Source organism: Polaribacter sp. 2305UL8-11, from assembly GCF_058147165.1.
In genome coordinates this window covers 87,094-99,373 of record NZ_JBYVJW010000016.1, presented here as the reverse complement: position 1 = coordinate 99,373, position 12,280 = coordinate 87,094, and the positions used below count along the sequence as shown (strand labels likewise).

Annotated in this window: 16 protein-coding genes; 7 read left to right on the top strand and 9 right to left on the bottom strand. The window is 32.3% G+C overall.

Annotated elements, in window-relative coordinates; genetic code table 11:
• On the top strand, positions 1 to 1,010 hold a 1,010-nt coding region (locus ACY2RW_RS14330), incomplete at its 5' end, for an RHS repeat-associated core domain-containing protein (RefSeq protein WP_490123421.1).
• Between the two features lie 15 nt (positions 1,011 to 1,025).
• Positions 1,026 to 1,424, top strand: a complete 399-nt coding sequence (locus ACY2RW_RS14325; protein WP_490123420.1) for a contact-dependent growth inhibition system immunity protein — start codon at positions 1,026 to 1,028, stop codon at positions 1,422 to 1,424.
• A gap of 409 nt (positions 1,425 to 1,833) precedes the next feature.
• On the opposite strand, the gene ACY2RW_RS14320 is transcribed toward ACY2RW_RS14325, so the two are convergent.
• Positions 1,834 to 3,123 (bottom strand): hypothetical protein, encoded by a 1,290-nt coding sequence (locus ACY2RW_RS14320; protein WP_490123419.1) that lies wholly within the window; start codon positions 3,121 to 3,123, stop codon positions 1,834 to 1,836.
• A gap of 162 nt (positions 3,124 to 3,285) precedes the next feature.
• Here ACY2RW_RS14320 and ACY2RW_RS14315 point away from each other — a divergent pair, with 162 nt between their 5' ends.
• A complete protein-coding gene (locus ACY2RW_RS14315; protein ID WP_490123418.1) occupies positions 3,286 to 3,453 on the top strand; it encodes a hypothetical protein in 168 nt (55 codons plus the stop codon).
• Between the two features lie 21 nt (positions 3,454 to 3,474).
• Here ACY2RW_RS14315 and ACY2RW_RS14310 read toward each other — a convergent pair whose 3' ends face one another.
• Positions 3,475 to 4,317, bottom strand: a complete 843-nt coding sequence (locus ACY2RW_RS14310) for a hypothetical protein (RefSeq protein ID WP_490123417.1) — start codon at positions 4,315 to 4,317, stop codon at positions 3,475 to 3,477.
• 36 nt (positions 4,318 to 4,353) lie between these two features.
• On the bottom strand, positions 4,354 to 4,587 hold the full coding sequence (locus tag ACY2RW_RS14305) for a helix-turn-helix domain-containing protein (RefSeq protein ID WP_490123416.1): 234 nt from the start codon (positions 4,585 to 4,587) through the stop codon (positions 4,354 to 4,356).
• A gap of 151 nt (positions 4,588 to 4,738) precedes the next feature.
• Between ACY2RW_RS14305 and ACY2RW_RS14300 the strand changes: the two genes are divergently transcribed.
• Together ACY2RW_RS14300 and ACY2RW_RS14295 are read left to right on the top strand one after the other, a co-directional pair.
• A complete protein-coding gene (locus tag ACY2RW_RS14300; RefSeq protein ID WP_490123415.1) occupies positions 4,739 to 5,212 on the top strand; it encodes a DUF4468 domain-containing protein in 474 nt (157 codons plus the stop codon).
• Between the two features lie 28 nt (positions 5,213 to 5,240).
• Entirely contained in the window at positions 5,241 to 5,564 is a 324-nt protein-coding gene (locus ACY2RW_RS14295) for a hypothetical protein (protein WP_490123414.1), read from the top strand.
• A 68-nt stretch (positions 5,565 to 5,632) separates the two neighbouring features.
• Here the strand turns inward: ACY2RW_RS14295 and ACY2RW_RS14290 are convergent, their stop codons facing one another.
• The 6 genes from ACY2RW_RS14290 to ACY2RW_RS14265 all read right to left on the bottom strand — a co-directional run bounded on the left by ACY2RW_RS14290 (position 5,633) and on the right by ACY2RW_RS14265 (position 9,853).
• On the bottom strand, positions 5,633 to 6,055 hold the full coding sequence (locus ACY2RW_RS14290; protein ID WP_490123413.1) for a hypothetical protein: 423 nt from the start codon (positions 6,053 to 6,055) through the stop codon (positions 5,633 to 5,635).
• Complete coding sequence (locus tag ACY2RW_RS14285; protein WP_490123412.1) at positions 6,027 to 6,587, bottom strand: hypothetical protein; 561 nt, start codon at positions 6,585 to 6,587, stop codon at positions 6,027 to 6,029. Before ACY2RW_RS14285 ends, ACY2RW_RS14290 begins: the two co-directional genes overlap by 29 nt.
• A gap of 48 nt (positions 6,588 to 6,635) precedes the next feature.
• Positions 6,636 to 7,232, bottom strand: coding sequence for a hypothetical protein (locus ACY2RW_RS14280; protein WP_490123411.1), 597 nt, complete (start codon positions 7,230 to 7,232; stop codon positions 6,636 to 6,638).
• Between the two features lie 25 nt (positions 7,233 to 7,257).
• Positions 7,258 to 8,067 carry a DNA adenine methylase gene (locus tag ACY2RW_RS14275; RefSeq protein ID WP_490123410.1) on the bottom strand — a complete coding sequence of 270 codons (810 nt, stop codon included), beginning with the start codon at positions 8,065 to 8,067 and terminating at the stop codon, positions 7,258 to 7,260.
• A 24-nt stretch (positions 8,068 to 8,091) separates the two neighbouring features.
• Positions 8,092 to 8,559 carry a JAB domain-containing protein gene (locus ACY2RW_RS14270; RefSeq protein ID WP_490123409.1) on the bottom strand — a complete coding sequence of 156 codons (468 nt, stop codon included), beginning with the start codon at positions 8,557 to 8,559 and terminating at the stop codon, positions 8,092 to 8,094.
• Between the two features lie 121 nt (positions 8,560 to 8,680).
• Positions 8,681 to 9,853 (bottom strand): type IV secretory system conjugative DNA transfer family protein, encoded by a 1,173-nt coding sequence (locus tag ACY2RW_RS14265; protein ID WP_490123408.1) that lies wholly within the window; start codon positions 9,851 to 9,853, stop codon positions 8,681 to 8,683.
• A 459-nt stretch (positions 9,854 to 10,312) separates the two neighbouring features.
• Here ACY2RW_RS14265 and ACY2RW_RS14260 point away from each other — a divergent pair, with 459 nt between their 5' ends.
• Together ACY2RW_RS14260 and ACY2RW_RS14255 are read left to right on the top strand one after the other, a co-directional pair.
• On the top strand, positions 10,313 to 11,221 hold the full coding sequence (locus ACY2RW_RS14260) for a tyrosine-type recombinase/integrase (RefSeq protein ID WP_490123407.1): 909 nt from the start codon (positions 10,313 to 10,315) through the stop codon (positions 11,219 to 11,221).
• A gap of 515 nt (positions 11,222 to 11,736) precedes the next feature.
• A complete protein-coding gene (locus ACY2RW_RS14255) occupies positions 11,737 to 12,252 on the top strand; it encodes a hypothetical protein (RefSeq protein ID WP_490123406.1) in 516 nt (171 codons plus the stop codon).
• Positions 12,253 to 12,280 lie beyond the last annotated feature (28 nt).

Sequence of the window (12,280 nt, the reverse complement as noted above, 5' to 3'; positions counted from 1 at the left end):
ATAAAGATAGTAACCCAAATAACACAAGTAATACTGATTTAGAAATTGTTGAAGAATCTAACTACTATCCTTTTGGACTCAAACATAAAGGGTATAATAACGTAATGAACACAGGTGCTGGAAATCCAACAGCGCAGAAATTTGGGTTTATCGGAAAAGAATTAAATGAAGAATTAGGTTTACAATGGCACGATTTTGGAGCTAGAAATTATGATGCTTCGCTTGGGCGTTGGATGAATATGGATCCTTTAGCAGAACAGTTTTATGATTGGTCTCCTTATAATTATTCATATAATAGCCCATTATTTTTTGTTGACCCAGATGGAAAATCTCCAATTTCAATGATTCTTAAACATGCTGCTAAAGTAGGTTTGAAGAAAGCTATGAAGAGTTATATTAAAAGCTCTATTAAGAAGAGATTAAAAAACTATGGTTCAAAAAAGTGGGGTAAACAGTTATTAAAAGATGCTGGAAGTGCTCTTGATGGATTAGAAAGTGCATGGTGGGAACATGCTATAGAGGTTATACCAGCTGTTGGTGACGCTTATGGTGCTGCATCCCTAACAAAAAAAGGGATTAAGGTTTGGAATAAACTCAAAAAATTTGAAAAATTAGCTGATAATGCTACAACTATAGCTGGTAAAGGGTTAAAAAAGATAAATTTAGATTTTGGTAAACTTTCAGGCAAAGGAGCTGACCTTTTAGAAGGAATTACTAAAAAGGTAAATAATATATCTACTCATTTATCTTCAAGTGATTTAGTTGGGGCTGTAAAAGATATATTTGGACAACCAGTTAAGATAGGAGGAAAAACATTTGACCACCTTGGAGAAGTTAATGATGCCTTGAAAGGTGTTGGAAATCAATTAAAAAAATTAAATAAACTTATTAAGAATGGAGATTTATCGGATGATGTTTTAAAGGCTGCAACAAGTTTAAGAACACAATTACAAGGTCAAAAAGATCAAATCCAAAATATTTTAAATAGAGCTAGAAGGCAAGCACAATAATTATATTTTTACAAAATGAATTTAGATAAAACGATTAATCAATTACTAGATATACCTATACCTAATCCTCCAGAATACGAATCTCATCTGGTTAGAAGATGCTTTGATTTAGCAAATAAAAAACTAAAGTTTTTTTCTCCTGAAGATTTGAGAATTATGATTGGACAGAAAATAGGGTTAAAATACTTATTACCTATCGCAATAAAGATTTTAGAAAAAGAACCTTTTGTTGAAGCTGATTATTATGAAGGAGATTTGTTTCTAAATGTTTTAAAAATTGGCAATGATTATTGGAGTTCTAATAATGAGCAAAAAGAAATTGTACTTAAAATCTTCAAGGATAATCTAGAAACTTTTAAAGAATTAGATGTAGATATTCAAGAAGATTTATATGAAGCTTATGAAAAATTATAAGTTGAAATTATTTTTCTAATTATAAATGCCCATCAAATTGATGGGGTAGTGTCTTAAACTGGTTCTTTTGAAAAAAGATTAAAAACAAATACTGATAATCAGTAAATTACAAATAAATAAGCCTCTTAATTGAGGCTTATTCAGGTTCTTTGAAATATTAAAAATTCGTTAGAGGTTATAAAAACGGGCACTCGCTATTTAAAACTACAACAAAAGGGTTCCAACATTGGAACATTTCAGTAACTATAGGGGTTTAAGAAATAGGTAGTAATTTCTCAATAGATAAATTAGTCATAGTCATAAAAAGGATATTCAGAAATTGGATATCCTTTTTTTATTTTCAAAAATGTACGAAAATTCGTTTTGTTCGTTAAAAAGATTTTAGGATTATGACTATATCACTCTAATTTTAAGAATTACACCCAAGAGTAATTTTACAATCATTAAATTGTTGGTTTATGACTACTCTATCTTTTCTAGCCTCTTGTATTTTCTCTTTAAAGTGATTTTTTTCAGGAATTTTTCCGTTTACGACTTCAAAAGGTGTCAATCCCAATAAATCAGTTGGGTATCTATGATGATTATAATATTCCACAAAACGTTCTAAATCTTTTAAATGTGTTTTTTCGTTGAGAGAATATTTACCATTTAAAAATTCAGTTTTATAAATACTATGCGTACTTTCGGACATAGAATTAGAAAAAGGGAAGTCTTTAGTTTGTGCTGTTATTTTACTAACCACAGGTGGTGCTTTAATATTTTCTATCCAAGATAAAAGTTCTCCTTTATTTTCACTACCACCATCGGATAAAATATTGATTGGTTTTACAGCATTTAGTAAATTATATTTCAAAAAAGTTTCAGTAAATAGGTTTTTAATAAATTCACTTCCAGCTTTTCCGTTTGTAGATGCATAATGTAAAATTCCTTTTGAGAAATTATCTTTTACAAAAGCTACTTTTTGAATTCCATCCTGTATGGTATTCACAATAGTAATATCCACATGTAACCACTCAAAAACTCTTAAGGCTCTCAAACCTTTTTTTATTGGATATCTAAATCGTTTTGGTTTTATATATCCCAAAGCAGAAGCATATTTGTTAAAAGTAGATTTACCACAAAAGAGTAATTTATTTCTCATTGCATGATAATACAAAGTCACTTTTGTTTTACCAAAGTTAATAGGATCTGTTACTAATTTTTCAATTACAGAAATCTCACTCACTGTTAATTGATTCGGATGTTGACGATAACATTTTTGAAAAGGGCTAATTTTACAAACCAACTTTCTTTTCTGATTGTAATACCAATCTTTAGAAATACCATAATATTTACAAGCAGTTTTTATACTCACATTTGCTAAAGATTTCATCTTCTCAATAGAGGAAATAATTTTATTAGCGTGTAATTTCAAGAGCTGTTTGTTATGAGAAAACTCTTGTAACATATACAAATATCCTTTTCTAGTTTCTATTAAGAATCGTAAAGATTTATAGAGAAAAGCAGAAGCAAAAACGTCTTTGATATTATCAAACTGATTGATGTATGAAGAAACCCAGTCTGTCCCATAATAGTTTTCGTGTCTAAACTGATTCCAGTTAAATTTAGTTGTTTTAGGTAATTGAGCAATTTGGTTGGCATCCAACATTCCACTAGCATATAGTAGAATTATCAATGGATGATAATTTCTTTTGTACATTTTCTCATAGCTTTTCAGAAGCTAATTTAGAAAAAACAATAATTAGTTTATAAAAAAATAACCACCTCACATGGAGGTGGAAAAAATTGCTATGAAAAAGAAAGTGCGAGAACGCACTATTTTCAGTTTAAAGATACTAAAAAATCATGTTATATTTAGAATATGTCTGAAGTATATTACAACTATGGTAAAGAAGTTTCTAAAGAAGCATTTCAAAAGGAACGTGATCGTATTATCGCAAAACGAATTAAAGAATCAGAAAATGAGGAAAATCTAATCGATGATGAAGATTTGGAATTTTATTTAGAAGAATTACAAAAAATGGAATAATCTATCGTAGATGGTATATTTTTAATTACTTTTTATCTTAATAAAAGCATCAAATAATGCTGTTTTTACAAGGTCTCTTGGTTCAAACAAATCTCTTTCTTGGTACTTGATAAGTCCAAAGGGTACTAAAAAATGTTCAAAAGCCCTATAGAAATAAGCACCATGTGCATTTCTTATAATACTCTCATCAAAAGGATGTATTTCAAGTAGGGTTGGAAAAGCAGTAAAATATTTTTCTGCATAAAATACATCTTTGCGTTTATGGTCTCCATACTTACTTATTAAATATAAAGAGTACCCAAATCCTAATTGCCCCCATTTTTCTTCACTATATCCGTCAAAATAATCCCAGTTAAATTTGGTACAAAAAGTTTCAAATAACAAAGGAAACAGTTGATGGTTATTATTAATAAGAGAACTTCCTTTTTTAGTAAGACTTAATTTGTTGTTTCTTTTTTTTATAATTCCAGTGAGTTGTAACAAAATATTGGAGAGTTGTACAGAAAAAGAGTCCGATTCTTTACGAAGTTTTGTATATCCTTTTTCAATATAATCTTCTTTGAACCCTCCATTTTCGTAAACATCATATACAATTTTAGTAGGCAAGGCTCCAGTTTTGGTTAGCTTTACTTCTTTTTCTTTACCAATAGCATTCGCTAGGTATTTTACCTGATTTAAAATAGGTATAGCATTATAATGTTTTTTAGAAAGCTTTTGAAATTCTAGAATACTGTGTTCTCCAAAACAATCATATAAAAGAGCTTGCATTTGAGAAGGTGCTAATCCATCAAACTCATCATTAACATGTTCATTATAATCGTTGATGTATGCTTCTACTTGTTTTTTAATTTCATCAGAAATCATAGCTATTGGTTTTTATAACAAAAATACAGATTTTCTTTACATCCCTTTAAAAAACTCTTCCAAAGAAATATCCATTGCTTTTAGAATTTTCACAAGTGAGCTAAAACGAAGGTCACTCCCATTTTCATAACGTCCATATTGAGCTCTTGGAATTCGATGTTCAAAAGCAAATTGTTCGTAATTGGTATAACCTTTTGCTATTCGTAATTCTCGGAATCTTTTTCCGAGTCTTTCCTGTTGTTCTTTGATAAAGTCTTCTTGATTTGCCATATACAAATAAAGAATAGTTACTTTGATTTTGTTACTACTTATAAAATACCATTAATAAGTAGTATTTTTAAAATTGTTTGTCTACTTTAGCTGTGACTCATTAATAATAACTGCCTTTTAAAGAGTCAAAGGCAATTAAAATCAAATCTTTATGAAAAAAACAGTAGTTGTTTTGGCACTTTTTTTAAGTTTTTCGGTGTTGGGACAAAAATTAAGTCAAAACAAAAAAACCAAACGTTGGGAATATGTCCAAGTATTTGACATACCCAATACAAGTCCCAAAGAAATTTACAAACGGATTCTGAATAATTACATTCCTAAGAGTGATGTCATTCAATCAAAGATTGAAAACGAAAAAATAGTAATCCGTTACAATTTTAGAATGGGAACATTCAAATACGGAATTCTAACAGAAACTTTTGACATCAAAGAAAACAAGTTACGTTGGAAGATTCACAACATTGTGTATTTAAAAGCCATTTCTTCTTTATCAAAACAAAAAGAATTGGATGTAACTGGTGATAAGAAAATCATTAAGAAAATGAATAAACTACTTCCAGATGCTATTAAAGGAGTGCAAGATAAGATTGTATCAGCAGGGAATGATAATGACGAGAAATGGTAAAAAATATAAATCATAAAAATTTAAAAAGATGAAAAAAATTATAATAATGCTTATTGCAATAGTAACATTACATGCGTGTTCAAGTAGTGATGAAATAGACAATCCTTTTGATGGAGAATTATTTAATACCATTTGGTTAGGAACAGCAGATGATGAAGGCGAGAGTTATGCTTTTATATCTGATAGTGATTTTAAATATGTTGGAGAGGGAACTATTGAATCAGGTACGTATACCTTCGATGGTACAAATGGTGTATTTGCTTTCTCTTCCTCAGGTAATATTCCATTTAAAATAGAGGGAACAAAAATGACAGTTGAAGATGGTAGTTCAAGTATTTTTATAAAGAATTAATTATTTTTAACTTCTAGTTATAAAAAAAGCACTCAATACATCATTGAGTGCTTTGTTGTATTCAATTGTTATTTCAGCCAAATATCTTCAGCCTTATCAAAACCTACCCATTGGTGATTTTCGTCATATCCACGACAAGCCAATTCATAACGAATGAGTTTTTTTAGTGGAATTTTATACTTTAGGATAAAGCGTAAAATTTCTCCGTCCATCACAGATATCATTCCTTTTATTTCAGCAAAGTGATGCAGTGGGTCAATATCCATTCCAATATTTCGGATATGTTTATAATCCATATCAGCATAATGGTCAGGTAAAGTTTCAAAAGCTTCTCCTATAAACGTAGGATGGTCTGGAGATACAATTATGAAATCTCCCTCCACACTTTGAATGACTCCAAAGCGTTTTCCATCCACTCGATGTTTAAAGTTCAACCATATAGCAAAATCGATGGCTTTTTCTTTATTTGGTTGTCTGAGTAGATTTGTCATCTTTTTTATTAGTTTTAGAGCTATCAGAAGTTTTCTTCTCATCTTCCTTAACAGCAGGTTTTACCTGCCCGTTTAGAGAAATGATGTCTTCACGAGAAGATTTAGGGTCAGTTCCTTTTTTTCGGATTAGCTTCTGCGTATTAAACAGTGTTCTACATTTGATGTTAAAAGCAGAATATTTTAAAGCTTCTTCATTCTTAGGAACACTTTTCACATATCCCTCATACCAAGCATTATTGGTTAACTGGTTGTCTTTGGCTTTGATGATTAAATCAAAGGCAACATTGGCAACAGTATTCACATTTTTTTGAGGCTCGGAAACATCAAATCCCAATTCCTTAATTTTTGCTTGTTGAATCTCATCAGCATATTTTGATAAGACCGATAAGTCTTTATGCTGTTCTTTTAGACGATTCACAATTACTTGCTTTTCGTCCTTTAAGCTGTTCATTTTTGTATCTACTTCTTGAAGTAGATTTTGGTCAGTTTGAATGTTTTCAATTAATACATCCACGATACTTGATTTACTCATAATTATTGAATTTTTGCGCTGTGCATCAGCGCTGATTAGTAATTTTGTTTATTGTATTCTCCAGAGCCAATGAATCACATAATCCATTGGGTCTGTTTGTTGTTGTTTGCAGAAGCTGATAAGCTCTTGTTCTGCTTCGGCTTTGGTGTCAAAAAATAAAGAGGGCGGAGTCGTCACAAGGTGTTTATCTACTTCTTTTATATCTGCGGTAAAAATGGCATAAGCACGACGAATCTTTCCTCGTTTGTGTAATATGCTGTAGTAATTACTGATATCATAATTATCCCATTCTTTGACAGCTTTATGGTTCAGATAATGAGATTCTAATTGTAGTTCTTCAAAATATTGAGCTACTTGTTCCTGCGTAAGTATAGGAACGCTACTCATTTTCTTTTTCCATTGTTCGATGATAAAAGATAAAATGTTTGCATCATCTCCAATTAAGGTTAAGAGTTCAGCATCAGTTTTGTGGATGACATCCGTTTCTTTAAAATTGGTGTACAACCACAGTACGATTTCTACCAATTCTTTCTTAGAAAAGAGACAAGATAGTTTACTACTTATACGATTGTCATCTTGACTTTCAATATTGATTAGAAAGGCTTCTAAAAAATACAGTACTCTTTTTTGTTCTTTAATTGTCATTTTGTATAATTTAAATGGTTTGAATTTATGAGGTAATTTGATTTGAGGAAATCGGATAATTTGCCGTTAAGACTTCTATTTTCCGTCCTCTGGGTTTTCCAGTAACTGCTTTCTGGGCAGAAAGAGGTTTCTCAATTCGTAGCGTATGCCATCCATATTTTTTAGAATAGGCTTCTAAAATTTCAGAGGGGTAAGAGCTGAGTAAAAATTTTCCTTTGAGCTTCGATAATGTTTCTAACAATTGCTTGAAATCATTTTCAGTATATCCACCATAATGCCCCATATCACTATTAAAGTAAGGTGGGTCCACATAATGGAATGCATCTATTGCATCTCGACTTTGAATAACTTTAATCGCATCATTATCTTCTACTTGGCAACTTTCTAAGCGCCTTGGAATTTCTTGGTTGAAGAGCATCTTCTTATTGATAAAAGCTTTGACACGCTTCCCGTATTTGTCATAACCCCAAGAACCAATGGTACAAGAGAAACCCATATTCGTGGCGATATAAAACGCCCAAGCTTGTTGCAACTTGTTAAACAGATGAGGCATTCGATAGATAGCCAATGCAACTGTGTAGCTCGCTCTTGAAAATAAGGTAGCTTCAATTTTTTCTTTTAATGCTTGAAAGTCGCTTCGAGCGACTTCATAGAAATTAACCACCATAGTATTGGTGTCATTAATCACTTCTGTTTCTGATGGCGGTTTTGCAAAGAATATTGCACCACCCCCAAAGAAAGCTTCTGTGTATATTTTATGTTCTGGAATTAAAGGAAGTATGGTTTTTACTAAATTCTGTTTGCCTCCATAATAGGAAATGCAGGTCTTTGGCATATAGGGTAATAAGGTTATCGATAATTAAAGTTCTCCCTCGTTGGTAAAAGACAAATAATCTTCCGAAGTCAGGATCAAATGATCTAACAATTTTACGTCAAACAAGGACAAGCCTTGTTTGAGTTTTTCGGTAATTTTTCTATCATTTTGTGAGGGCTGTAATTTCCCAGAGGGATGGTTGTGCGCCACAATAATTTGTGAGGCATGACTGAGTAAAGTCAGTTCAAATATCTCGCGAATGTTTACATGTACACCATCAATAGTTCCTACTCCTATGGTTGCAATACCTAAAACAGTATTGGCTCTGGAGAGGAAAATAGTAAAAAAGAATTCTTTTACATCCATTAAATTAGGATGGATATAGGCTCGTAACAGGGCATTCACATCTTCAGCAGATGCAATACTTTGCATTGTAGAGAATAAAGGGCGTTTGTAATGGATTTCAATTTCAGCACAGGACAACACCTGTGTTGAGGGCAACTGTTTTTTCATTTCTATTGGTTTTTAGTTGTTCGTTTTTGGTTGATGGTTTTTAGTATTCAGTTGGCAGTATCAGTTTTCAGTTCACCATCTGCATTCTGAGACTGCATACTGCGACTGTATTACTGCCAACTCATAGAATAGTATCTGCACTAAAGGGTACAGAGGGTTTGCCATCAATCATCAATTTTAGATAGATGGAATGATTGGCAAGGGAAGTGAAGTCTGAAGCTTTAAAGATGGGATAGAATTCTTTAGCCATGAGATTGGCATCAGAAATTCCCAAACGAAAGGCAACAATAGTACCTACGTTCCCAAGCACACTATTTCGAACTTCTGAATCGAGCTGATGTAAGAATTGGTTGGCGAGGATAAGCCCAATTTTGAACTTACGCACCTGTGCCAATAATTCTGCAATGAGTTCTGTTCCAGAAATCGTTTGAAACTCGTCTATGTATAAAAAATAAGGGGTTCTGTCTTTTTCTAAAATATCAATTCTTGAAAAAGATGCAGATGCTAAAGAGGTTAGTAAGAGTCCACCTAAAATATTGGCAACATCTGAACCTACTTGTCCTTTTGCTAAATTGAGTACCAAGATGGTGCCGTCATCAATTATCTTTCTAAGAGATAATTGATTTGTATTCTCAATTAAGATTTTATGCACAATAGAATGGCTTAAGAAACCACCTAATTTGTTCATAATGGGCAAAAGGTCATTGGGCTTGTATTTTGGAAATTCAGATTCCCAAAACTGGCGAATCGCCAGAGATGTGATATTGGGTAAACACTCTTGTTGATATGATTTCTCATATAATAGTTTTAGGATGTCCGAAAGCTGTGCTTTGGGCTGGTCCAATAGGGTAAGCAAAATCATTCGTAAGATATGTTCCATTTTCATTCCCCAGGCGGATTTCCAATTCCGTTGGAAAATTTCCAAGATGTTCGAAGCCACTAATGATCTTTTTGAAAAAGATACTTTTCTCAATGGATTGTAACCAATATCCAAATTCGGATTGGTCACATCAAAGTAGATAAACTCACGATTTGTATAGTTGTGTTGTAGTTTTAAAACCATTTCACGAGAGGCATCTCCGTGTACATCTAAAAAGGTAAATCCACGATTGGCTCTAATATCAGTGTCCATCAATTTTTTGAGTAGGGAAGTTTTACCACTTCCACTCTTTCCAAAACAATAGAAATGAAATAGTCGGTCTGACTGTTTGATGCCGAATGTTTGTCCTGCACTTCTAAAATTAGATTTGGCAAAATAACTGATGTCATACAAACGATAGTCTTGCCATTGCATAAAAGGGATTAGGGTGAAGAAGGATAAATATAAAATTGTACAGTCCAGTATTTGGACTTGTGAAAAGAACTTGCTTTATTTTAAATCTGTGGTACTGTTTGAAAATTCTTAATGAGAAACTTTTTTACGTTCTATTTACTACTATTATAGCACAAATGGAACAGGGAAGCATTAAGGTTTTTTTAGTAAAAAAGTAACTGCGTTACCTTGCTAAATTTAAGATTATGAATTATACTTTTAACCGTAAATTAAATATGAAGAAACCCCGTTGGGCGAAAGCCTCGTCTGTTTATTTTTAAACAGATTAAAGGAAACAACGCGCGTTTATTTATCTACCTAAGTGGTCAGAACCACGGTCTTTTTATTAAAGTGTTTTCATTTTAATACTTTGGCTGTCGTCCTACGACCTTGGGTATATAAAAGACCCGCTAGATTTCCTTTTGGCGGGTCTTTTATGACATGAATATTGAAAAAGCTATACAGGTTTATTTAGAATGGAAACAGACACATACCAATTGGGCATACACACGCTATGAAAACAGACTATTACAGTTCAAAGCGTTTATAGCCCCAAAAGATAAATTAGACGAAATTAATGGAGATGATATTGTCGCATTTCACAGAAGTTTGGAAGAAAAATACAGTTTAAACACCATTGCATATTCTGCAAGAGTGTTGAAAAATTTCTTTTGGTTTTGGCATGGTAGAGGAAAAACAGGATTCAATCCTAAAGAAATTATTCCGATTCGTTTTATTAGTGCAGATAAAGATATCGTAACTAAAGATGATTTGGAAGATATGAGCGATTTATTGGAAGTAAATCATTTGCAAGACTTACAAAAGAAATTGATTATTCATTTGCTTTGGGATACAGGAATGCGATTGAGCGAACTGTTAGATATCAAAATTTCTGATATTGGAGAACAGGGAACTGATGGACTAAGAACCGCAAAAGTAAGAACTCGAAAAAGTATGCGCTACAATTTGGTAATTTGGGGAGCAGATACTGACGAACTTATGAATCGATATTTAGGTATGCGTGCTTGTATGGATTGTGAATCGAATTTACTGCTGATTAACCCTAAAACCAAAAACGTCTTCACCCCAAGGAGTGTACAACGATGGATTACTGAACTCTCAGATATGGCAATGCTTGGTAAAAACATTACTCCACATAGTTTTCGACATGGAAAAGCCAATTATATTTTAGATCAAGGAGGAAGTGTTCGTGATGTGAGTGCATTACTCAGACACGTAAAACCAGAATCGAGCTTCCAGTATATGCAACTCTCTAAAAAGCGATATGAAGATGTGGCTCGTAGGTATTTGAATACATTTACAACAAGCAAAGAACTACAATTAGCGTAAACAAATCAAAACAGTCTTTAACGGATTGTTTTTTTATTATAGTTGTGTATAATTACAAGCAGTACTTTCTAACTATGAATATAATGATACCAATACTGTAATACTTTATAAAGTTTATCCTTTATATTTAATTTACACCTTTGTTGTTGTAATCGGTTATAACCAGTTAACTCCACCACGTTAGGGCATAAAGCCCTTTAAAAAATAGAGATTTAACGTCGTAAAATACCCTTTACACGACATCAATTACAGTAAAAATATCCTTGTATTGGGGAAACCCTAAGGTTAGAGTACATAACAATTTAATTTTAGTATGACTAAATTTTATAACGTAGTTACTCGTAAGACGATTGGAAATGGCAATGCCACTGATAAAAAGATTTATCACAAAGTAGGAACTGTAAAAGTCACCGAAAACGGAGGTTGGTTTTTGCAACTATACCATCAACCCAATACGGACTTTATGATTTTCCCAAATCATAATGAATCTTTACCAGTAATCGACTTTGGAACCCATGAGGCTTAACCATACGACGCCTGTTCCCAATGCTTTTTTTGATGCACAGATTGGAGACTTAAGCGGTTCTGCTATCAGAGTCTATTTAAAAATTATCAGAAACCTTTTAGGGTGGCGTGATGAAAATAGAAATGTAAAGCAGAAAGACTGGATATCACATTCTCAGTTTGAAAAGGCAGGACTCTCCAACAGAAGTGTGACCAATGGAATCCAGGAACTGTTAGACAAACAGCTCATCAAAGTAACAGATTATTTAAACAACGATTTAACAGACCCATTTACACGTAAAAAAGCCAAGAGAGTCTACTACTCCCTTGTACTGGATAACTCTGAAAAAACTACGTTTTACAACGAAAAAACAAAAGAAAAACCAACGAATTTTATGCGTTCTACAAAAGAAATTTCTTTACCAAAGTATACCGCAAAAGAAAAAATTCCTGACCATATTAGAATGGAACAAATTAAATACGAACAACAACGCAAACAAATGCAAAGAGATAGCTGGAATATATAGGCTGTCTTTTTGTTTTTGATAGATAAAA

Coding starts and splice junctions, on each gene's coding strand:
- ACY2RW_RS14325 (WP_490123420.1), top strand. CDS start 1,026: ATGAATTTAGATAAAACGATTAATCAATTACTAGATATACCTATACCT.
- ACY2RW_RS14320 (WP_490123419.1), bottom strand. CDS start 3,123: ATGTACAAAAGAAATTATCATCCATTGATAATTCTACTATATGCTAGT.
- ACY2RW_RS14315 (WP_490123418.1), top strand. CDS start 3,286: ATGTCTGAAGTATATTACAACTATGGTAAAGAAGTTTCTAAAGAAGCA.
- ACY2RW_RS14310 (WP_490123417.1), bottom strand. CDS start 4,317: ATGATTTCTGATGAAATTAAAAAACAAGTAGAAGCATACATCAACGAT.
- ACY2RW_RS14305 (WP_490123416.1), bottom strand. CDS start 4,587: ATGGCAAATCAAGAAGACTTTATCAAAGAACAACAGGAAAGACTCGGA.
- ACY2RW_RS14300 (WP_490123415.1), top strand. CDS start 4,739: ATGAAAAAAACAGTAGTTGTTTTGGCACTTTTTTTAAGTTTTTCGGTG.
- ACY2RW_RS14295 (WP_490123414.1), top strand. CDS start 5,241: ATGAAAAAAATTATAATAATGCTTATTGCAATAGTAACATTACATGCG.
- ACY2RW_RS14290 (WP_490123413.1), bottom strand. CDS start 6,055: ATGACAAATCTACTCAGACAACCAAATAAAGAAAAAGCCATCGATTTT.
- ACY2RW_RS14285 (WP_490123412.1), bottom strand. CDS start 6,587: ATGAGTAAATCAAGTATCGTGGATGTATTAATTGAAAACATTCAAACT.
- ACY2RW_RS14280 (WP_490123411.1), bottom strand. CDS start 7,232: ATGACAATTAAAGAACAAAAAAGAGTACTGTATTTTTTAGAAGCCTTT.
- ACY2RW_RS14275 (WP_490123410.1), bottom strand. CDS start 8,067: ATGCCAAAGACCTGCATTTCCTATTATGGAGGCAAACAGAATTTAGTA.
- ACY2RW_RS14270 (WP_490123409.1), bottom strand. CDS start 8,559: ATGAAAAAACAGTTGCCCTCAACACAGGTGTTGTCCTGTGCTGAAATT.
- ACY2RW_RS14265 (WP_490123408.1), bottom strand. CDS start 9,853: ATGCAATGGCAAGACTATCGTTTGTATGACATCAGTTATTTTGCCAAA.
- ACY2RW_RS14260 (WP_490123407.1), top strand. CDS start 10,313: ATGAATATTGAAAAAGCTATACAGGTTTATTTAGAATGGAAACAGACA.
- ACY2RW_RS14255 (WP_490123406.1), top strand. CDS start 11,737: ATGAGGCTTAACCATACGACGCCTGTTCCCAATGCTTTTTTTGATGCA.